The organism is Streptomyces sp. 8L, assembly GCF_020176795.1.
Classification (GTDB): Bacteria; Actinomycetota; Actinomycetes; order Streptomycetales; family Streptomycetaceae; genus Streptomyces.
In genome coordinates this window covers 1-19,293 of record NZ_JAIUKE010000140.1, presented here as the reverse complement: position 1 = coordinate 19,293, position 19,293 = coordinate 1, and the positions used below count along the sequence as shown (strand labels likewise).

The 19,293-nt window shown below is 72.4% G+C and carries 13 protein-coding genes; 6 read left to right on the top strand and 7 right to left on the bottom strand.

The window, feature by feature from the left end:
- Positions 1–3: 3 nt before the first annotated feature.
- Positions 4–306 carry an urease subunit gamma gene (locus tag LCE31_RS13795; RefSeq protein WP_225014532.1) on the bottom strand — a complete coding sequence of 101 codons (303 nt, stop codon included), beginning with the start codon at positions 304–306 and terminating at the stop codon, positions 4–6.
- Between the two features lie 265 nt (positions 307–571).
- On the opposite strand from LCE31_RS13795, the gene LCE31_RS13790 reads away from it, so the two are divergent.
- Complete coding sequence (locus LCE31_RS13790; RefSeq protein WP_225014522.1) at positions 572–1,045, top strand: MSMEG_6728 family protein; 474 nt, start codon at positions 572–574, stop codon at positions 1,043–1,045.
- 323 nt (positions 1,046–1,368) lie between these two features.
- Positions 1,369–2,385: an aldo/keto reductase gene (locus LCE31_RS13785; protein ID WP_225014521.1), complete on the top strand. Its 1,017-nt coding sequence runs from the start codon at positions 1,369–1,371 to the stop codon at positions 2,383–2,385.
- Positions 2,386–2,457: 72 nt separating this feature from the next.
- Here LCE31_RS13785 and LCE31_RS13780 read toward each other — a convergent pair whose 3' ends face one another.
- The gene (locus LCE31_RS13780; protein WP_225014520.1) at positions 2,458–3,627 is read right to left on the bottom strand and encodes an ABC transporter permease; all 1,170 of its coding nucleotides are present in this window, start codon (positions 3,625–3,627) and stop codon (positions 2,458–2,460) included.
- Positions 3,628–4,084: 457 nt separating this feature from the next.
- Between LCE31_RS13780 and LCE31_RS13775 the strand changes: the two genes are divergently transcribed.
- Positions 4,085–4,699, top strand: a complete 615-nt coding sequence (locus tag LCE31_RS13775) for a TetR/AcrR family transcriptional regulator (RefSeq protein WP_225014519.1) — start codon at positions 4,085–4,087, stop codon at positions 4,697–4,699.
- 114 nt (positions 4,700–4,813) lie between these two features.
- Here the strand turns inward: LCE31_RS13775 and LCE31_RS13770 are convergent, their stop codons facing one another.
- Complete coding sequence (locus LCE31_RS13770; RefSeq protein WP_225014518.1) at positions 4,814–6,514, bottom strand: discoidin domain-containing protein; 1,701 nt, start codon at positions 6,512–6,514, stop codon at positions 4,814–4,816.
- Positions 6,515–7,002: 488 nt separating this feature from the next.
- On the opposite strand from LCE31_RS13770, the gene LCE31_RS13765 reads away from it, so the two are divergent.
- Entirely contained in the window at positions 7,003–8,454 is a 1,452-nt protein-coding gene (locus LCE31_RS13765; protein WP_225014517.1) for an MFS transporter, read from the top strand.
- 133 nt (positions 8,455–8,587) lie between these two features.
- A complete protein-coding gene (locus tag LCE31_RS13760; RefSeq protein WP_225014516.1) occupies positions 8,588–9,655 on the top strand; it encodes a glutathione S-transferase family protein in 1,068 nt (355 codons plus the stop codon).
- Positions 9,656–9,939: 284 nt separating this feature from the next.
- Here LCE31_RS13760 and LCE31_RS13755 read toward each other — a convergent pair whose 3' ends face one another.
- Both LCE31_RS13755 and LCE31_RS13750 read right to left on the bottom strand, forming a co-directional pair.
- Entirely contained in the window at positions 9,940–11,130 is a 1,191-nt protein-coding gene (locus LCE31_RS13755) for an MFS transporter (protein WP_225014515.1), read from the bottom strand.
- 108 nt (positions 11,131–11,238) lie between these two features.
- Positions 11,239–14,184 (bottom strand): glycosyl hydrolase family 95 catalytic domain-containing protein, encoded by a 2,946-nt coding sequence (locus tag LCE31_RS13750; RefSeq protein ID WP_225014514.1) that lies wholly within the window; start codon positions 14,182–14,184, stop codon positions 11,239–11,241.
- A 933-nt stretch (positions 14,185–15,117) separates the two neighbouring features.
- Here LCE31_RS13750 and LCE31_RS13745 point away from each other — a divergent pair.
- Entirely contained in the window at positions 15,118–15,858 is a 741-nt protein-coding gene (locus tag LCE31_RS13745; RefSeq protein WP_225014513.1) for a chitinase, read from the top strand.
- Between the two features lie 225 nt (positions 15,859–16,083).
- Here the strand turns inward: LCE31_RS13745 and LCE31_RS13740 are convergent, their stop codons facing one another.
- Together LCE31_RS13740 and LCE31_RS13735 are read right to left on the bottom strand one after the other, a co-directional pair.
- Complete coding sequence (locus tag LCE31_RS13740) at positions 16,084–16,974, bottom strand: YhjD/YihY/BrkB family envelope integrity protein (RefSeq protein ID WP_225014512.1); 891 nt, start codon at positions 16,972–16,974, stop codon at positions 16,084–16,086.
- A 224-nt stretch (positions 16,975–17,198) separates the two neighbouring features.
- The gene (locus LCE31_RS13735) at positions 17,199–18,983 is read right to left on the bottom strand and encodes a sulfatase (RefSeq protein ID WP_225014511.1); all 1,785 of its coding nucleotides are present in this window, start codon (positions 18,981–18,983) and stop codon (positions 17,199–17,201) included.
- Positions 18,984–19,293: the final 310 nt, after the last annotated feature.

Sequence of the window (19,293 nt, the reverse complement as noted above, 5' to 3'; positions counted from 1 at the left end):
TCCTCAGACGATCGGATCGTGGACGGTGACGAGCTTGGTGCCGTCCGGGAAGGTCGCCTCCACCTGTACGTCGTGGATCATCTCGGGGATGCCCTCCATGACGTCGGCGCGGGTGAGCACCGTACGGCCCGACGCCATCAGCTCCGCGACCGTGCGGCCGTCCCGCGCGCCCTCCAGGACGTGCGCGGTGATCAGTGCGACCGACTCGGGGTGGTTGAGCCGCAGCCCGCGCTCCCTGCGGCGGGCCGCCACATCGGCGGCGACATGGATGAGCAGGCGCTCCTGCTCGTGCGGGGTCAGTTGCACGGTGTACCTCACAGTCGTGGATCTCGCACGCTAGGACCGGAGTGTTTCAGCCGGGTTAACGGACCGCCGGGCCGGGCCCCGCTCGACGGCCTGACAGCTTGACGGTTTGGCGGTTTGGCCGTCCGGTGGCTTGACGGCTTGGCCGTCCGACGGCTTGACCCGTTGCCCGGTCGCTCGCGCCGCCGCCCCGCCGACCGGGCGCTGCCCGGTGGCCGCCGCGCCCTGTCCCGGTTGCCGTCCCCCGTGGACCTCGGACGATGGGCACATGCAGACCTTCCTGCCGTTCCCCGGCTTCGGCGCCAGCGCCGCGGTGCTCGATCCGCGGCGGCTCGGCAAGCAGCGCGTCGAGGCGTTGCAGGTGCTGCGCGGACTGACCGTGCCCGGCAACGGCTGGCGCCACCACCCGGCGGTGCGCATGTGGACGGGGTACGAGGAGGCCCTCGTACGGTACGGCCTCGAAATGTGCCGTGTGTGGACCGCCGCCGGACGGGCGGACACCTGCGCCGCGACGCTCGCCGCCGACTTCGACGCGGTCCGGCCCGGCGCGCCGGTACGGGACGGCGACGCGCTCGCGGCGGCGGGCGAGTTGCCTCCATGGCTCGGCGACGAGGCGTTCCACCGCAGCCACCGCTCCGCTCTCGTCACCAAGGACCCGGAGTACTACCGGCCCCGTTTCCCGGAGGTGCCGGCCGGCCTGCCGTACGTATGGCCGCACTCCGACCGCGATCCGCGCCCGTGACCGCCCGGTGGCCCGGGATCACCCGGTCGGAGCAGTTGAGGCCGCGGAATCGGGGGCAGGCGCACGTACGCACGGCTCGGCAGTGACGACCGGCTCGGGGCGAGCACGCCGTGTGGCAAGGGCGGGGGCGGGCACCGGTGCTGGAGCCGGTGCCCGCCCCCGCTTCCAGCTCCCTCCTTCGCCACCCGGCACCCGTCCCGCCGCCGTGGCCGCGCCCCTGATCACATGAAACGCACGCGAAACCCGGACGTTCGCGCGGATCGACCGCGAGGAACGGTACACATGACGGGACCTCACTCAGCCCGCACAGGGAGTCCTCCGCCATGACCACCTCCTTCCCCGTCCGCACCCTGGGTACCTCGGGTCCCACCGTGTCGGCCCTCGGCCTCGGCTGCATGGGCATGTCCGCGCTGTACGGCGAGACCGACCGGGCCGAGTCGATCGCCACCATCCACGCGGCGCTCGACGCCGGGGTCACCCTCCTCGACACCGGCGACTTCTACGGCATGGGCCACAACGAACTCCTCATCAACGAGGCCCTGCGCACCGCCCCGGCCGCCCTGCGCGAACAGGCCCTGACCAGCGTCAAGTTCGGCGGCCTTCGAGACCCCGACGGCGGCTGGTCCGGATACGACGGGCGGCCCGGCGCGGTGAAGAACTTCGCCGCCTACTCCCTCACCCGCCTCGGCGTCGACCACATCGACGTCTACCGGATGGCACGGCTCGACCCGGACGTGCCCGTGGAGGAGACGGTCGGCGCCATCGCCGAGCTGATCCAGGCCGGCCACGTACGCCACGTGGGGCTCTCCGAGGTCGGGGCCGACACCATCCGCAGGGCCGCCGCGGTGACGCCGATCAGTGACCTGCAGATCGAGTACTCGCTCATCTCGCGCGGAATCGAGGACCGCATCCTGCCCACGCTGCGCGAGCTCGGCATCGGAATCACCGCGTACGGGGTGCTCTCACGCGGCCTGATCAGCGGTCACTTCAGCAGGGACAGGGAACTCGCGGCGACCGACTTCCGCGCGCACACCCCCCGCTTCCAGGGCACCAACCTGGACCGCAACCTCGGGCTCGTCGAGGAGCTGCGGCAGGTGGCGCGGGACAAGGGCGTGAGCGTCGCGCAGATCGCGATCGCGTGGGTGCTGTCCCGTGGCGACGACATCGTGCCGCTGGTCGGCGCCCGTCGCCGCGACCGCCTCGACGAGGCGCTCGGCGCGGTGGAGGTCACCCTCGACGCGGACGACCTGGCCGCGATCGAACGCGCGGTACCGGCGGGGTCGGCGGCGGGCAACCGGTACCCTGACGCGCAGATGTCCGCCCTGGACAGCGAGAAGTGAGCGGGCGGCCCGCCGCCCCTGCCGACGGCGAGCGGCGGGCCGTCCGGCCCGGAAGCTGGGGCCGCCGGGGGCTCAGCCCGCCGCAGCGCCGCCGTCCGCGGCGTGCGCGGGGGCGGGCGTCACGTCGCGCCCGCCCGGGTGCCGGTGCCGCCACACCCAGAAGACCGCGGTCGACGGCACCGCCCACAGCAGCAGCACCAGGTACGGGAAGACGTGCTGCGCGTCGCTGAAGTACACGGCCGTGTGCTGGGCGTTGACGGACGCGCCGGGCGGCAGCCACTGCCCGATGCGGCCGAGGACGGACGGCAGCAGCGGCCAGGACACCGCGCCGCCCGACGAGGGGTTCCCGAGCAGCACCAGCAGCCCCCAGGTCGGCAGCAGTGCCCACCGGCCGAACAGGGTGTTGAACATGGTGAAGACCATGGCGGACGTGAACATCGTCAGGGCGAGGATGAGCCACGACTCCACGAACGGCAGGTCCAGCGCACCGAGCCACCAGTCCACCACCGCGGCGATGGTGAACGCGCCCAGGAGCGAGTTCGCCACGATGGCCAGCACCCGCTCGAACGGGAGGAGGCGGCGCGCGTTCACACTCAGCTGGATCGCCCCGACGAATCCGAGGATGACCGACGCCAGCGTGATGTAGAAGATCGCCAGGCCGCGCGGATCGCCCTTCTGCAACGGCTTCAGGTCTCCCACGGTGAGGGGCACCGGCACCGCCTTCGCCGCCTTCGGCGCGGCCATGGCCAGGATCTGGGCGACCGACTGTCCCGCGGCGCTCGCCACATCCATCCGTACCGCCGTACGGGCGCCCGCGGCGCGGAACGTGACGACCGCGAACACCCGCTGCTCCTCCACGGCGTGCCGGGCGGCCGAGGCGCTCGGGTACGGATGGAGGCTGAGGGAGGTGTTGAGGGCCTTCTCCAGCCCGTCCGTGAAAGCCTTCGCCCCCGGGGCCGTGCCGTCGCCCACGACGGCCGTGGGGATGTGGCGGGGCGTGGGGTTCGCCATGTTGTACGTGTACGAGCCCGCGAACAGGCCCGCCCCCGCGGCGACGATGAGCAGGATGACGAGGGCGGGCAGGAACGGCGACTCCGCGAACTCCCGCCACCGGTCGCGGGCGCCTCGGCTCCTACCGTGCCGGTGGCTGCCGCCGGGGGGCTGCCCGGGCCGGGAGTCCGACGGGTCGGGAAGGCGGGCGCCACCCGGGCGGGGCGGGGTGTCGTCGTGGTCAGGGGACATGGGGTCCACCGTAGGTGCGTTCTGACGGTGTATGCGGTAAATGTCGCGATCGGGTCGCCGTGGTCGCGGTGGCCGCCGAAGCGGCCGGGCCCCCGGGCAGGCGAGGGGCCCGGTCGGATGCCGCTGCGGCGCCCGGGTCGCAGGGCGTGGCGGAGCTCCGGCCCGCCGGGTGCCGCCGACACGTCGGAACGTTCTCCGTGCGGCGCCGGAGAGTTCACCGTGTAGGCGTCCGGGCGCGGCGCCGTCCGAGCCATGAGTGACCACGCGCTCGCCCACGGTGCCGGTCGGGTGTGGGCCGCCCCGCGCCATTCTGTGGCAATCGGCCCACGGCCGACCAAGCTCCCCCGAGCGCACGGCGGTACGGACGCCACGGCGGGCTCGACCGGCCCTGACACGGGTGTCGCACCGCGCCGCGGAACCCCGTGGCCGCTCGGTCCGCTGAAGCTACGATGCGGACATGTCTCGACTTCAGACGTTCGATGAGGCCCAGGCCGTCGACCACGCGATGGAGGTCTTCTGGACCAAGGGGTACGACAGGACCTCCCTGGACGACCTGACCTCGGAACTCGGCATCGCGCCCGGCAGGCTCCGCCAGGCGTTCGGTGACAAGCACGGCCTCTTCCTGCGCGCGCTCGCGCGCTACCGGGACTCGCAGGCGCGCTCGCTGGCGCCCGCGCTGCTGAGCGAGGGGCTGGTGCTGCCGCGTATCCGCGCCATCATGCTCGGCTATCTCCAGCTCGCCGCCGAGGAGTCGGAGCCCCGCGGCTGCCTGATCGCCAACACGGCGGGTGAGGTGCTGCCGGGCGACCCGGCGGTCGCGGACTGCCTCGCCGAGGTCATATCCGTGGTCGAGGACGGGTTCCTCCAGGGCCTCGAACACGCGGTACGCCAGAACGAGCTGCCCGAGGGACTCGACCTCGCCGCCAACGCCGCGATGCTCACCATGGTGCTCCAGGGGCTGCAGGTCCTGGTCAAACTCGACCCGGACCCGCTGCGCCTCACCCCCGCCGTGGACGCGGCACTCGCCGGCCTGAACGCGCTGAGCCGCACCGGCACCCTGCGCTCTGTCTAGCGCGCCGCGCCGCGCCAGGCCCCTCACGCGCACCGCGCCGCGCGGGCACACCGTACCGTGCCGTACCCGCCCGCCACCGGGACCGGCGGGCGGGGCCCCGGCCGGGCGCGCCGCTCAGGACGAGAAGACACTCACCCCCGAGAGCTGGCCCGCCGGCCAGCCGGTGTTGGCGGTGAACTGGAGGCGCACGTAGCGCGTGGTGGCCGCCGAGGCCAGTGAGACGGTGACCGAGTTGCCGGTCGCCGGGTCGAAGGCGCGCCCCGCGGCGGCGGACAGGGTAGTGAACGTGCGGCCGTCGGCCGACCCGAGCACGGCGACCGTCTGCGTGCGGGACGCCCACGCGGCGTCGGGCGGCAGCGTCAGCACGAGCCGCTTGACCGGCTGCGCCGAGCCGAGGTCGACCTGCCACCACTGGGGGAAGGCGTTGTTGGCGCTCTCCCAGTACGTCGAGGCGTTGCCGTCCACGGCGTTGGACGCGGAGTAGGCCTGGGTGGTACTGCTCGCGCTCGCCGCCCGGCGCAGCGCGAGGTCGCCCGTGGGCCCGGTGGGCCCGGTGCCACCGGGGACCGGCGGGGTGGGCCGGTTCGGGGTGAGGGCGATCTGCTGCTTCAGCATCCGGCCGCCGTCGTTGGTGAGGCGCAGGTAGTAGTCGGCGGAGCAGGCGGTGCCGTCCTCGTCGAGCGCGAGGAAACCGGAGCCCGCGGGGACGTCGGCCGCGGTCTCGGCGGTCTTCGCGATCTGGTTGCCCTCATTGAACTCGTCGAACATGGAGATGTAGAAGCCCTGCACACCGAGCTTCGTGAGGTTGTAGAACTGCCGCCACATCAGGTCGCCGTGGGCGCGGTCGCCCGCCTGGAGGTTGCCGGGGATCACGCACGGCTGGTAGTCGATGCCGTGGGCCCGGCAGTCCGCGAGGTCGCCGGTGTTGAGGTTGGCGAGGAAGTTGTCGGCGTCGGCGACGGTACTGATCCGGCCGACCATCCACGGCGAGATCATGTGGAACGCGTGGTAGACGTCGGCGAATCCGGGCCGCGAGTCGTCGGTGCCGGCCCGCCAGTGGGTGGGCACCCCGCCGATCACGTAACAGCCCTGGCTCTTGAACCAGTTGACGACGTCGAGGCAGGCGGGCGCGGTGAAGTCGCGGTGGTCGTCGCTGAATCCGAAGCCCCAGACGCACACGACCGGCATGCCGTTCTGCCGCGCGTACGCGGCCGAAGCGGTGTGCGCCTTCATCTTGTTCGTCCAGTCGGTCTTGATCTCCGACTGCATGTTCGTCCACTGGGTGACGTCGTACATCACGTAGAACTTGACGCCGTGCGCCTCTGCGGCGGTACGCACCTTCTGGGCCATGCCGTCGCGGGTGGGGCCCTCGCCGCCCACCGGGTCGAAGCGCTGGAGTGCCGCCGTGTCGCAGCCGTTCTCCGCCATCCACCGGAAGTGGGTGTCGACGGTCTGGTCGTCCCAGGAAGAGAAGAGGGTGGCGGGCTGCCCGGTGCCGAGGTTCGCGTACGCCGTCGGGTAGGTGTGCTGGTAGTCGCGCATGTCCGGCCAGGAGGTCAGCGTGGTGTTGCTGGGGGAGGGCGGCTGGCCGCCGTTCGCGCTCCAGTGCCACCAGCTGTTGATGGGCGCGCCGTCGCCCGGACAGGCGAACCAGCCCTGGTAGCCCACGGTGATCTTGCCCACCACGTCGCCGGGCGCCGACGCGGCGGGCGCGGCCTGCGCCGCCGTGGCGGTGGTCGTGCCCGCGGCGGCCAGCCCGCCGGCGGCCGTGGACGCCAGCGCGGACAGGAGGACGGTTCGTCTGGAGATGCTCACGGGTTCCCTCGCTTCGGCTCGGACCTGAGGTACCTCTGGCGGCGTCCGCGTCCCGGCGGGCGTCGGCCGACAATCTATGGACATGACAAGTCATGAGCAAGGCAGTCGACCGCAAATACTTGACCGTGAGCCACAATTGAGTGATTCGCAACCTGGAAAATCCCTACGGCTGGGTCGAGTCGAGCCGCGCCCGCTCCGGTGGTGCCCGGCGCTGGACCGGGAGCACCGCAAGGGGAAGATCGTCATCCCGGTCCCCGACGAGGCTCCTGCAACGGAGTCCGCCGCGCGGCCCGGGCGCACGGACCCCGGCCTCGTACCGCCCCGGCCGTCCGCCGTACGGCCGCCATACCGCTCGGGGCCGCGCGCCGTGCGGCCATCCGGGCGCGCCCGGACGGTTCCCGCTGGGTAGGGTCCCGGAAGGGGCCACGCCGCGGCATGGCTCCGCCCGGCACGCCGGCGCCGGGACGACGAGACGAGAGGACACGCCTGTGGCGGACCGTCAGCGCGCGACGGAAGGCGACGGCGACGCGGACGCGCCCGACCCGCGCCGCTGGCGCGCCCTCGCTGTGTGCCTGGTGGCCGGGTTCATGACCCTGCTCGACGTGTCGATCGTCAACGTGGCCCTGCCGTCCATCAAGACCGGCCTGCACACGCCCGAGTCCGATCTGCAGTGGGTCGTGTCGGGATACGCGCTCGCCTTCGGACTCTTCCTGATCCCCGCGGGCCGGCTCGGCGACGCGCGCGGCAGGCGCGCGGTCTTCATCGCGGGCCTGTCCCTGTTCACCCTCGCCTCCGCCGCCTGCGGCATGGCCCAGTCCAGCCTCTGGCTGGTCGTCGCACGGCTCGTACAGGGCGTCGCGGGCGGCATGGTCTCGCCGCAGATCTCCGCGCTCATCCAGCAGATGTTCAAAGGGCGGGAACGCGGCAGGGCGTTCGGCGCGTTCGGCACGGTCGTCGGCATCTCCACCGCCGTGGGCCCGCTCCTCGGCGCCCTGCTGATCGAACCCGCCGGGCCCACCGAAGGCTGGCGCTGGGTGTTCTACGTCAACCTGCCCATCGGCGTGGTGTGCGTGGTCCTCGCCCGGATACTGCTGCCGGACACCCCCTCGGCCACCCGGGTGCGGATGCGGGAACTCGACCCCCTGGGCGTGCTGCTGCTCGGCGCGGGCGTGCTGTGCCTGCTGCTGCCGTTCGTCGAGGCCCAGCAGTGGAAGGGCGGCGAGAAGTACCTGCTGGTGCTGCTCGCCGCGGCGATCCTGGCCCTGTTCGTGGCCTGGGAGGCCCGGTGCACCTCGCGCGGCACCCACCCCGTCGTGGAGCTGTCGCTGTTCCGCATCCGGTCGTTCTGGATGGGCAGCTCGCTGATCCTCCTCTACTTCGCCGGCTTCACCTCGATCTTCTTCGTCAGCACGCTCTACCTGCAGAGCGGACTGCGCTACTCGGCGCTGCTCGCGGGCCTCGCGATCACCCCCTTCGCCCTCGGCTCCGGCTTCTCCGCAGGCATCGGCGGCCGCCTCGTCGGCCGGTTCGGCAGGCCGCTGGTCGCTCTGGGCCTCGCGATGGTGGCCTTCGGCCTCGGCGGCACGGCGCTCGCCGTGCACCAGGTGGGCGGGCGCGGCGTCGGATGGGCGATGGCGGCGCCCCTGCTGTTCGCCGGCCTCGGCAGCGGCCTCGTCATCGCGCCCAACCAGACCCTGACCCTGTCCGAGGTGCCCGTGCGGACGGCGGGCAGCGCGGGCGGCACGCTCCAGACCGGCCAGCGCGTCGGCTCCTCCATCGGGATCGCGGCGGTCGGGTCCGTGTTCTTCGCCCAGGTCGCGGCGGACGGCTGGAGGACGGCGTACGACCACGGGCTGATCGTCTCGGTCGCCTTCGTCGGCGCGGCCCTGATCGTCGCCCTGGTCGACGTGTTCACCGGCCGGGCCGCACGTACGGACTGATGGCGCGGGGCGGGGCGCCGCGTGCGTAGGCCCCTGCCGCCGCACGCCGGCCCCGCGGCTTCCTCTCACAGGCCTGCGTACCGTGGCCAGGGGTGAAAGGGTGGAGAGGGACACCGTTGGAGGGATCACCACCATGGCGACGCAGGCCACCACCACGACAGGCAGCAGTCCGGACGGCGACGGGGGCGGGCAGGGCAACGGCAACGCGCAGTTGGGCAGGCGCCCCTTCAAACGCTCACGCAGCCACTTCGCCGACCGGATCACGGCGGACGGACGGGACGGGTGGCCCGTCGAGGCGGGCCGCTACCGTCTCGCCGTGAGCCGCGCCTGCCCCTGGGCGAGCCGCGCGGTCGTCTCCCGGCGGCTGCTCGGCCTGGAGGACGCGATCTCCCTGGCCGTCGCCGATCCGATCCAGGACGACCGGAGCTGGCGCTTCACCCTCGACGCGGACGACCGCGACCCGGTGCTCGGCATCCGTTACCTCGCGGAGGCGTACGACGCCCGCGAGACGGGCTACCCGGGCGGCGTGAGTGTGCCCGCCATCGTCGATGTCCCCACGAAGAAGCTGGTCACCAACGACTACCAGCAGATCACCCTGGACTTCGCCACCGAGTGGCGCGCCCTGCACCGCGAGGGCGCCCCCGACCTCTACCCGGAGGCGCTGCGGGACGAGATGGACGAGGTGATGGAGGACATCTACCGGGACGTCAACAACGGTGTCTACCGGGCGGGTTTCGCCTCCACCCAGCAGGATTACGAGGACGCCTACCGGGCGGTCTTCGGCCGGCTGGCCGCCCTCTCCGAGCGGCTGGCCGACCGCCGCTACCTCATGGGGGACACCATCACCGAGGCCGACATCCGGCTGTTCAGCACCCTGGTGCGGTTCGACGCGGTCTACCACGGCCACTTCAAGTGCAACCGGTACAAGATCTCCGAGGACCGGGTGCTGTGGGGGTACGCGCGTGACCTCTACCAGACCCCCGGTTTCGGCGACACCGTCGACTTCGACCACATCAAGCGCCACTACTACCTGGTGCACACCGGGCTGAACCCGAACGGCGTCCTCCCCCTCGGCCCGGACCTGTCGGGCTGGCTGACGCCGCACCACCGGGAGGAGCTGGGCGGCCGGCCGTTCGGTGACGGCACCCCGCCGGGGCCCGTACCCGCCGCCGAGCAGATCCCGGCGGCGGACCGCCCCTGACCCCCCCGGGGCCCCCCCGGGGCCCCCGGGGCCCCGCCCCCCCCCCGGCCCCCCCGCCCCGNNNNGTGGCTGCGGCCCCCCCCGGGGGTGGGGGGGGGGGGGGGGGGGGGGGGGGCGGGCCCCCCCCGGGGCCCGTTCCCCGCCGCCGAGAAGACCCGGGGGGGGCACCGCCCCTGACCCCCCGGGCCCCGCGGCGAGACCGCGGGGCCCAGGCCCCCGCCGGGACGCTCACGCGCGCCGGGGCGTGCACGCGCGTCCACGCCGTCACGCGCTCCGGGGCCGCCTCACGCGCGCTGGGGCGGCTTGCGCGACACGTACAGGCCCACGCAGACGGCCAGCAGGATCACGCAGCCGGAGAAGACGAGCCCCGCCGTGCGCAGCCCGGTCGCCAGGCTGAGCGCCCCGACGCCGACCACCGGCAGTGAGATGCCCAGATAGGCGATCACGAAGAACGCCGAGATCGTGCCGCCCCGGTGCGCGGCGGGGGCGGCGGCGCTCACCGCTCCGACCGCCGCGCGGAACGAGAGCCCCTGCCCGAGCCCGCCGCACAGCGCGCCCGCCACCAGCAGCGGCAGCGACTCCCAGTACAGTGCCGCCGCCACCAGCAGGAGCCCGGCCACCAGGACGAAGCAGCCGCCGGGCAGCGTGCGCCGGGTACCGATACGGTCCGTCAGCGCCTGGCCCACCACGGACGCAAGGAACACCGAGAAGACCACGGTTCCGGCGACCGCAAGGTTCCGCTCCCCGAGCGTCTGCGCGAGGAAGCTGGGCGCGACGGCCGTGAACAGGCCGAGCAGCGCGAAGCCCCCGAAGCCGGCGGCGGCAGCGGGCACGAACACCCCCCGCACCTCCGGCGGCACCGTCAGGCCCTGCGGGCGCAGCCGGGGCCGGCGCCGGTCGGCCACCGTCTCGGGCAGTCCCCACACCAGCAAGGCCGCCACCACGATCAGGGCCAGGTCCACCAGGAACGGCAGACGCAGCGGCGAGGGCTCCTCCTGCGCGAGCACTCCCGCGAACAGCGGGCCGCAGCCGAGGCCGCCCATGTTCGCGGCGGTGGCGGCGAATCCGGCGCGCCGCGCGCTCTGCCGGGGCGCCACCTCCATGACGGTGACCGTGGCGGCGCCGCTCAACAGGCCCGCGGAGAAGCCGGACAGGACGCGGCCCACCAGCAGCACCCCCAGCCCGCCCTCGAACAGGAAGCAGAGCGCGCTCCCCGCCGACAGGCCGAGCGCGAACAGCAGGACCGGCCTGCGGCCGATCTGGTCGGAGAGGTTGCCGAGAAGCAGCAGCACCGCGATGACGCCCACCGCGTAGACGGCGAAGACGACCGTCACCATGAACTCCGAGAACCCGAGCTTCTCGCGGTACAGCCCGTACAGCGGGGTCGGCAGCGTCGTTCCCAGCATGCCGACGGCGAACACCACCGCTGCCACGGGATAGCCGAGGCGAGGACGGTTACGGGACGCATCACTCATGCCGCCACAGTACGAGGGGACGGGGCCGGGTGCGCGCAGCGGCCCCGTCCGGCCGCCATGTCGCGGCCCGCACCGGGCCCGGAGCCGGGGGCGCCGGGCCCGCTCACGTCACGAGCCGTACACCCGCACCTCGTAGAGCGAGAATCCGTACGCGGTCGCCCGTGTCTTGAGATCGAGACGGACATACCGGGCCACGGTCGCGATGCCCGGGTAGTCCAGCAGCCCGCTCGCCGTGTTGCCCGTCACGCTCTTGACGGTGGACCAGGTGTGCCCGTCCGCCGACACCTCGATGTCGTAGTCCCCGCCGGTCGCCGCCTCCCAGGTGAGCTTGACGTCGTTGACGTCGTGGACGGCGCCCAGGTCGATCCGGACCCACTGGCCGTCCGCGTACTCGCTCGTCCAGCGCGTGGTGGCGTCGCCGTCCGTGAGGTGCGACGCGCCGACGTCCCCGTCGCTCGTCCGGGTGGACGAGACGGTGACGTCCGCCCCCAGGGACAGCAGCCGGCTCACCGGCTGGTCCGGCACGGGGTCGAACCGCAGCTCCACCGACGTGGTGCCGCGCTTCGCGCTCACCCGGGCACCGCGCCGTCCGGCGCCGAGGTCGGACAGCCGCTGCCTCCTGCCGTCGACGGTGAGGACGGCGCTCGCCAGGCGCGGTGGTACGGCGATCTCCAGCCGCTGGGCGGCGCCCGATTCGAGCCGGGCGGACAGCGTCCCGGCCGGCAGGTCCCAGGACAGGGCGCGCACCGTGAGCCGCCCGCGCGCGAGCACCCCGCGGACGGTGCCCCGGGACAGCGCGCGCGGTAGCGCGGGCAGCAGGTCGAAGCGGCCGGGCAGCGAGAAGAACAGGCAGTTGTGCAGGACGGACTGGATGCCGCCCGTCGCGTCCACGTTGAACGTGTTGAGGTTGTCGTAGTGGGACGGCACCAGGCTGGTGTGGAACACGTTGTTCGCCGTCATCGCGTTCAGGAAGTTCCACACGTCGTCGCCGCGCCCGAGGCGTGCCGCGCACAGCGACGACTGCATCCGGTAGTGCGACTCGGACTCGGTGACGTTCGCGATCTTCTTCTCGTACAGCTTCTCCGCCGCCGTCCACAGCTCCGGGGTGGTGTCGGGCGCGAACTCGTAGGACACGAACAGCGGGTAGAGCGGCGACATGTGCCGGTGCGGCGGGAACTCGTACATATGGGGGTTGATGAACTCCTTCAGTGTGCCGTCCGGTTGTGAGGGCACACCGCCGTCCATCCGCCACATCGGCGGGGGAGTGCCGCCCGCTGTCTCCGCCGTGTTGATCATGTAGTCGGGCATTCTGCCCAACAGCGCCTTCCAGCGCCGCACTCCGGCGTGTTCGACGCCCAGCAGCTCGCAGCCCTCGACGAGGTTCGTCAGCACCTCCCGCGCCACCGCGAAGTCGATGGTCGCGTTGTCGGCGAGCGCGGACTCGTAGCTGAAGGACGGCGTGGAGCGCAGGGTGCCGTCCGGGTCCATGACGTACCAGTCCTCGTAGAAGAGCGCGCACTCCTTGAGATAGGGGATCGCCCGGTTCCGCAGGAACGTGCGGTCGCCCGTGTAGCGGTAGTAGTCGTAGAAGTAGTGGCCGAGCCAGCCCGCGATCGAGACCTGGTTGAACCACTGCCAGTCATGGGTCTGCTGGAAGTACGTGCCCTGGTCCTGCATCCGCGCCGGATACAGGATGCCCCGGCAGCCGGCCAGCTTGCGTGCGCCCTCCCGCCAGGACGGCACGCCTGCCTCCACCAGGTCGAAGAACCCCGCCATCAGCTCGGGCATGTTGGCGCTCATCGTCGCGTCGATCGCCAGCTCCAGATTGGCGTCGGTGCTGAAGTCGCTGTGCCACGGCGGCGACCACAGCCCGTTCCAGATGCCTTGCAGGTTGGGCGGCAGATGGCCGCTGGAGCTGAGCACGAGGTAGCGCTGCGCGTCGTAGATCTTCTCCAGCAGCGCCAGATTGAGCGTGCCCTCCTTCATCGCGGTGGACAGCAGCTCGTCGGTCGTCTTCGCACGGTCCTCCGGAGCGCCGCCGAAGTCGACGCCCGCGCGGTCGAACAGCGCGCCGTGGAGCGCCGCGTGCGGCCGCAGCAGGCGCTCGTAGTCCGGCGCGAGGCGGTGCAGCGAGGCGGCGAGTCCCGTCAGGTCGCTGCGCCCCGGCGGACGCCAGCGGTCGATCCGGACGAGGAGGATCGCCTCGTCGGCGCCGGAGATGGTGAGGGCGCCGTCGGTGAAGGAGACCGTGCCGCCCCGCACGACCGCGCGGATCGCCCCGTCGTAGCCGCCGTTGCCCGGTGCGTAGAGGTTGTGGAAGCCGGTCCAGTCGGAGCCGCGGGCGGTCGCGGGGGTGATCCGCTCGTCGGTGACCGGGTCCAGGGTGAGCGTGGCCGTCAGCCCGGCCTTGCCGGGACCGGTCAGACTGACGACGACAACGTTGTCGGCGCGCGAGGCGAAGCACCGCGTACGGAAGGCGCCCGCCGAGCCCCGCCAGGTCGTCTCGATCTCTCCGGTCGCGAAGTCCTCCGTACGCCGGTAGTCCGTCGCCTGGTCGGCACCGCTGAGCGCGCAGCGCAGGAAGAGCCCGGGGTGGTAGTCGATGGCCTCGGCGGGGGAGAGGCCGTGCGACTGCAACTGCTCCCAGCTCCAGTCCATCATCGGCAGGTAGCCCTCGTCGGTGATCTTCCGGCGCAGCTCGGGCAGCAGCGCGGCGGTCTCTGCGATGGTCCTTTTCTCCGGGGCCAGTTGGGAGGTGTAGAGCCTGCTGTTGTTGACCAGGAGGACCGGCGCCTCGGGGCGCCCGTAGAGTACGGCGCCGAGGTCGCCGTTGCCGGTGACGAAGCCGCTCTCCCAGTTCTCCGTCCAGCTGGTGCTCACCGCGCCGCGCGAGGGGCCGTCCGCGCCGGGTCCTGGCCGCGGGTGGGACGACGCGGCCTCGGCTGCCGTCCGCCCGTCCGCCGCCGCGGGGTTCGCCCCCGCGAGCGGCACCACGCCCGTCGCGGCCGCGCCGCCCGTCAGTTGCAGGAAACCGCGCCGGCTGACTCTGCTCATGGAAGCTCCTTGTCCTGTGCTGACGTTGGCGCTGAGGGTGGCGGAACGTCACGGAACCTGTGGGAACTTGACGCGACGTACCGAGTGGGGCGGGCCCTGACGGGACCGTGGACGGAGCACGCTGGTCCGGATTCATGGAGACATCCGATGTCCGTTCCTTGTTATAGGTGCGTCACGGCGTGAAGTAAAGGGTCCGGAACGAGGAGAGAGTGGCGCTGTCGCCCCGGTCGAACTTCCCAATGTGCCCGCAGAGAACACGAAACTCTCGGCGGGTAAGAGGAGTGGGCGCGACCCCCGAGGGCGGAGCGGTGACGGAGCGACATCCGGCCGCCTCCTCGGGAAAACGGGGGAGAGATCCGATGAGTGATCGGATCTCCCCCGGGGAACCGGGCGTGGCTTTCGCGTCATCGTGGGCGAGCGGCCCGACGCCTGCGCCCTGTCCAGGGCGCCGCCGTGGAAGCCCTCCGTGCCTCCGGCGCCCTCGGTGACATCGGCGACTTCGGCGACTTCGGTGATGAGTCCGTCCACGACCGTGACCGGCCCCGGCGGCCGTTCTCAGCCGCCTTCGCGCCTGCCCGCCCCGCCCCAGTCCCTGGCGCGCGCGGCGGCATCTCCCGGCCGGGAGGGTGCTGACATCGTGTCGGCCAGGACACACCACCGGCCGGGGCCTCTCCCGGGGTGTCCCGTTCCGGCCGGGCCCGAGGGCCGAGTGCCGTCGGCACTCTTGACGCGGACACACTCGTGGGTATGGTCTAGTCCAACGCCGGGGTCTTTGCGAACGCACTGGAACCACGCCCCTCGTGCCCCCACATGCGCGAGTGGCGCGACCCCGTCGTGCCCGGGGTCCCTCGCGGCTCCCCTCCGTGTCTCCGGGCCTCCCCCACAGGAGCCGGGCCGTCGTGGGGACGATGGTCCGGTGAGGAGTGAAGTCCCTTGCGCCGACGTATCCTCGCCACGCTCGCCGCCGCGTCCGTGGCCGCGCTCTCCGCCCTCACGCTCGGCCCCGCGCAGGCCGCCGCGCCGCACGCCGCCTCCGGCCACGCGAAGGCGGCCGCCTCCTTCATCGTCAGCGAGGCCCAGTTCGATCAGATGTTCCCGAACCGGAACCCCTTCTACACGTACGGCGGGCTGACCGACGCCCTCTCCGCCTACCCGGGGTTCGCCAACACCGGCAGCGACACGGTCAAGAAGCAGGAGGCCGCGGCCTTCCTCGCGAACGTCGGCCACGAGACCGGCGGGCTCCAGTACGTCGTCGAGCAGAACACCGCCAACTACCCGACGTACTGCGACACGAGCCAGCCCTACGGCTGCCCGGCCGGCACGGACAAGTACTACGGCCGCGGCCCGCTCCAGCTGAGCTGGAACTTCAACTACAAGGCGGCCGGCGACGCGCTCGGCATCGACCTGCTCGACAACCCCGACCTCGTCCAGAACGACGCCTCGGTCTCCTGGAAGACCGGCCTGTGGTACTGGGACACCCAGAGCGGCCCCGGCACGATGACCCCGCACGACGCCATCGTGAACGGCGCCGGGTTCGGCGAGACCATCCGCTCCATCAACGGCTCGATCGAGTGCAACGGCGGCAACCCCGCCGAGGTGCAGGACCGCGTCAACAACTACACGAACTTCGCCGGGATACTCGGCGTCGACCCGGGCGGCAACCTCAGCTGCTGACACCGGTGAGGAGCCGCGCCGCACGCCCACGGGAGCGTGCGTCGCGCCTCCTCGCTGTCCCCGCGCAGCGTGCCGCAGCGGGCCGAGAGCTGTCCGCGCCTCAGCGGGCCGAGGGCTTTCCCGGCTGCCCGGAGACCACCGTTGCCGGGGCAGGCCGCCCGGAGACCACCGTTGCCGGGGCGGGCCGCCCGGAGATCACCGTTGCCGGGGCGGGCCGCCCGGAGATCACCGTCGCCCGGCCGGGCCGGGCCGGCTCCCGCTGCTCCCGCCGTCCTCCCCGCTCGTCTCCAGGAGCCGCTTCTGCGTGCGGTGCTCGTGGTAGATCCGCCCCACCAGCGCCGCGCCGTACACCACGAACCCCACGCCCACGAGCCACGACTGGATCACCAGGACCGTACCGAAGGGCCCGTACGTCACCGCGCTCGACGCGATGAGCGGTGAGAACACCAGCTGGGAGAAGATCCGCAGCCCCAGCATGCCCAGTGCCGTCGCGATGGCGCCCGGGAGCAGCGCGCCCCAGCGCACCCGCCCCGCCAGCAGCACCCGCTGCGACCACCAGACGAACAGGAACGCGGCCACCACGTCGCCCAGCGTCCCGAAGATCTTCCAGGGGATCGAGTCGGAGGTCACCGGTGTGTTGACGAAGATGATCAGGTAGACGACCAGGGCCGCCAGCCACACCACATGGCGCCATACCGTGTGCCAGCGGGCCGTCGACAGGTCCCAGACCCGCTCGTACCCCGTCTGCACCGCGCCGCCGAAGGTGAGGCCGAACACGGCGAGCGCCGCGAGGCCGAGCGCTGTGGTCCCCTGGAGCGCCTGCCGCGGTCTGCCGAACAGCTGCTGGATCTCCTCCTGCGGCCCCGCGGACACCCCGATCCCCTGGCCCAGCCAGCGGGCGAAGCCCTGACCGCTCGCCGGGTCGGCCGCCGCGACGAGGATCAGCAGGGGAACGAGGGTGAGGAAGCCGAGCGCGGCGAACCCCATGGCTCGGTGCATCAGTTCCATCTCGCGGCCCCTGACCCAGGCCAGCTCGACCGCCGAGCCCGCGATCCTGCGCCTGAGGCGCACGATCCGGCCCGGCCGGTCCACGCCGCCGACGTGCTTCCGGGTCATATTCCGTCTTCTACCCCTCAAGTAGCTGTGGGCCGGTGAGTGTCCCCGAACGGGTGGCGCTCGGACACGCCCGCGGTGTGGACCGGATCATATAGGCGCTTCCCCCGCGAACCGCTGTCATCCCCGGGCCGCACGCGGTCCACAACCCGTTCACGACAGCTCCGGCGCCGATCGCCCCCGGTGTCACAGGCGCCACGAGCCCCGCGTGATCCGGACGAGTGGCCTTAAGCGACGTCCAGGCCGGCCAGTTCTTCGTCCAGTGCCCGCAGCGCCGTCGCGGACACACCCGGCGTCGTGGCCGCCAGCTGGTACGGGGACCGGTCCGCGACACGGCGCGCGAACCCGGGGTTCGCCACCAGCGGCAGATGGCGCAGTACCGCCGCGCGCGTTCCCTCGTCCGCGAGCAGGTCGCCCAGCCGCGTCGTCACGTTCGCCGACCCGCGGGCGAACTCCTCGGCTGGAGGCATCGCCTGCGTGGACGCCAGCACCAGCTCGTACTGGCGCCGCGCCAGCAGGTGCTCCGCGGTGACCGGTCCCGCCGCGGGCAGACCGAGCCGCTCGAACTGGCTCTCCGGCGCGTCGGAGTCCCGCATCAGCTCCGTCAGGAGCGTCGCCATCCGCAGCTCCAGCTCGTCCGAGAGCAGCGGGCGCCGCTGTTCCGGATCGTTCTCCAGGTCGAACAGCAGCGTCCCGAAGGCGTGCGGGTTGCCCCAGGTGCTGCCCGGCATGCGCAGGACCGGCGCACCCTTGCTGAACGGCAGGGGCCCCACCAGCTCCGCGTCCCTGAGCTCCTCGGGCGCGAACCTGCCCGCCATGTGGGTCGGCATCAGCGTGTGCTCGTAGAGCGGGTCGTTCGTCTCCCGCAGCGGCGCCCGCATGTACACGTACCGTCCGTCGGTCACATTGACATGGCTGCCGAACGAGCCGAACAGCCCCGCCTCGCGCACCGGCGCGTCCTCGGCGACCGCGCCCCCGAGCGGCACGCCGCGCATGAGCCCGGGCGCGGGGACGCCGAAGTAGTCGAGCAGGGTCGGGCCGAAGTCGATGGTCTGCACGAGGCTCGCGCGCCGCTCGCCGCGCACGGCGCTGCGCGGGTCCCAGATGAACAGCGGCGTGTGGATGTTCTCGTCGTACCAGGGCTGCACGTTCTTTCCCCACCAGCCGTGCTCGCCGAGCAGAAGCCCGTGGTCCGTGCAGACGATCAGCATCGTGTCGTCCCACAGGCCGTGCCCGTCCATGGCGTCGAGCACCCGGCCGAGGGACTTGTCGCACATCGTCAGCAGCGCCGCGTACTCCGCCCGCATCCGGTCGACCTGCTCCGCGCTCTCGGTGACCCGCCGGTAGTCCGGCCAGTCCGTCGTCGCCGAGGGGTCGCCCGGCAGATCGTGCACATAGTGCGAGCGGTGCTCGTCGTACGTGAAGAACGGCTCGTGCGGGTCGAAGCACTCGATCTGGAGGAACCAGCGGTCGTCCGCCGCGTTCGTGCCGATGAACTCGAGGCCCGCGTCGACCGTCAGCGTCTGCGGGTGCAGGTCCTCGGTCCGCATGTACTGGCGGTTGATCCAGTCCTGGCGGCGCCCGGCGTCCGACCGCCAGGACGGGGAGGGAGGCAGCACCGGATCGGCCACCTGGCCCTTCCACTTGTCGCCCTCCTGGCCGCGGAAGAACTCGTAGGTGTCGTAGCGGTTGTGGTAGGTCGCGCCGCCGTCCTCCCAGTAGTGCTGGTGGTCGGTGACCAGGTGGGTGTGGACGCCGGCCTGCGAGAGTATCTCCGGTACCGAGTCGTCGAACGGCTCCAGCGGGCCCCACGAGCGGTGCAGGAAGTTGTGCCGGCCCGTGTGGATCTCCCGGCGGGCCGGCATGCACGGCATGCTTCCCGCGTACGCGTTGTCGAACACGGCCGTGAGCCGGCTCAGCCGCTCGAAGTGGGGCGCGTGGATGCCCTGTGCGCCGTAGGGCGGCAGGAAGCGCCGGTTGAGGGTGTCGAACATGACCATGATCGCGCGCACGCGGGTGGCTCCTTTCGTACCCGCTCAATGACCGCTGGGCCGGCGGGCCGGGCGGGATCTGTGCGGACGTGGCCACCCAGGAGTCCCGTCTGTTTCCGGCCACCAGAGAGCTCTATAAGATCAGTCCTTTATACGGATGGGCCATCCTACGCAAGGAGCCGGACGATGACAGCGCGCCCTTGCTGCGCCCCCGCGGGGCGGGGGGGGGGGGGGGGGGCGGGGGCCGGCGGGGGCGGGGGGGGCCCCCGGCCCCCCGGGGGGGCGGGCGCGTCCTCGCGGGGGCGCGCGCCGCGCCCGCCGCGCTCTGTGC

What these genes read in the sequence shown, in the direction of transcription:
- LCE31_RS13790 (WP_225014522.1), top strand. Translation starts at nt 572, where the DNA reads ATGCAGACCTTCCTGCCGTTCCCCGGCTTCGGCGCCAGCGCCGCGGTG.
- LCE31_RS13780 (WP_225014520.1), bottom strand. Translation starts at nt 3,627, where the DNA reads ATGTCCCCTGACCACGACGACACCCCGCCCCGCCCGGGTGGCGCCCGC.
- LCE31_RS13785 (WP_225014521.1), top strand. Translation starts at nt 1,369, where the DNA reads ATGACCACCTCCTTCCCCGTCCGCACCCTGGGTACCTCGGGTCCCACC.
- LCE31_RS13755 (WP_225014515.1), bottom strand. Translation starts at nt 11,130, where the DNA reads ATGAGTGATGCGTCCCGTAACCGTCCTCGCCTCGGCTATCCCGTGGCA.
- LCE31_RS13760 (WP_225014516.1), top strand. Translation starts at nt 8,588, where the DNA reads ATGGCGACGCAGGCCACCACCACGACAGGCAGCAGTCCGGACGGCGAC.
- LCE31_RS13775 (WP_225014519.1), top strand. Translation starts at nt 4,085, where the DNA reads ATGTCTCGACTTCAGACGTTCGATGAGGCCCAGGCCGTCGACCACGCG.
- LCE31_RS13740 (WP_225014512.1), bottom strand. Translation starts at nt 16,974, where the DNA reads ATGACCCGGAAGCACGTCGGCGGCGTGGACCGGCCGGGCCGGATCGTG.
- LCE31_RS13750 (WP_225014514.1), bottom strand. Translation starts at nt 14,184, where the DNA reads ATGAGCAGAGTCAGCCGGCGCGGTTTCCTGCAACTGACGGGCGGCGCG.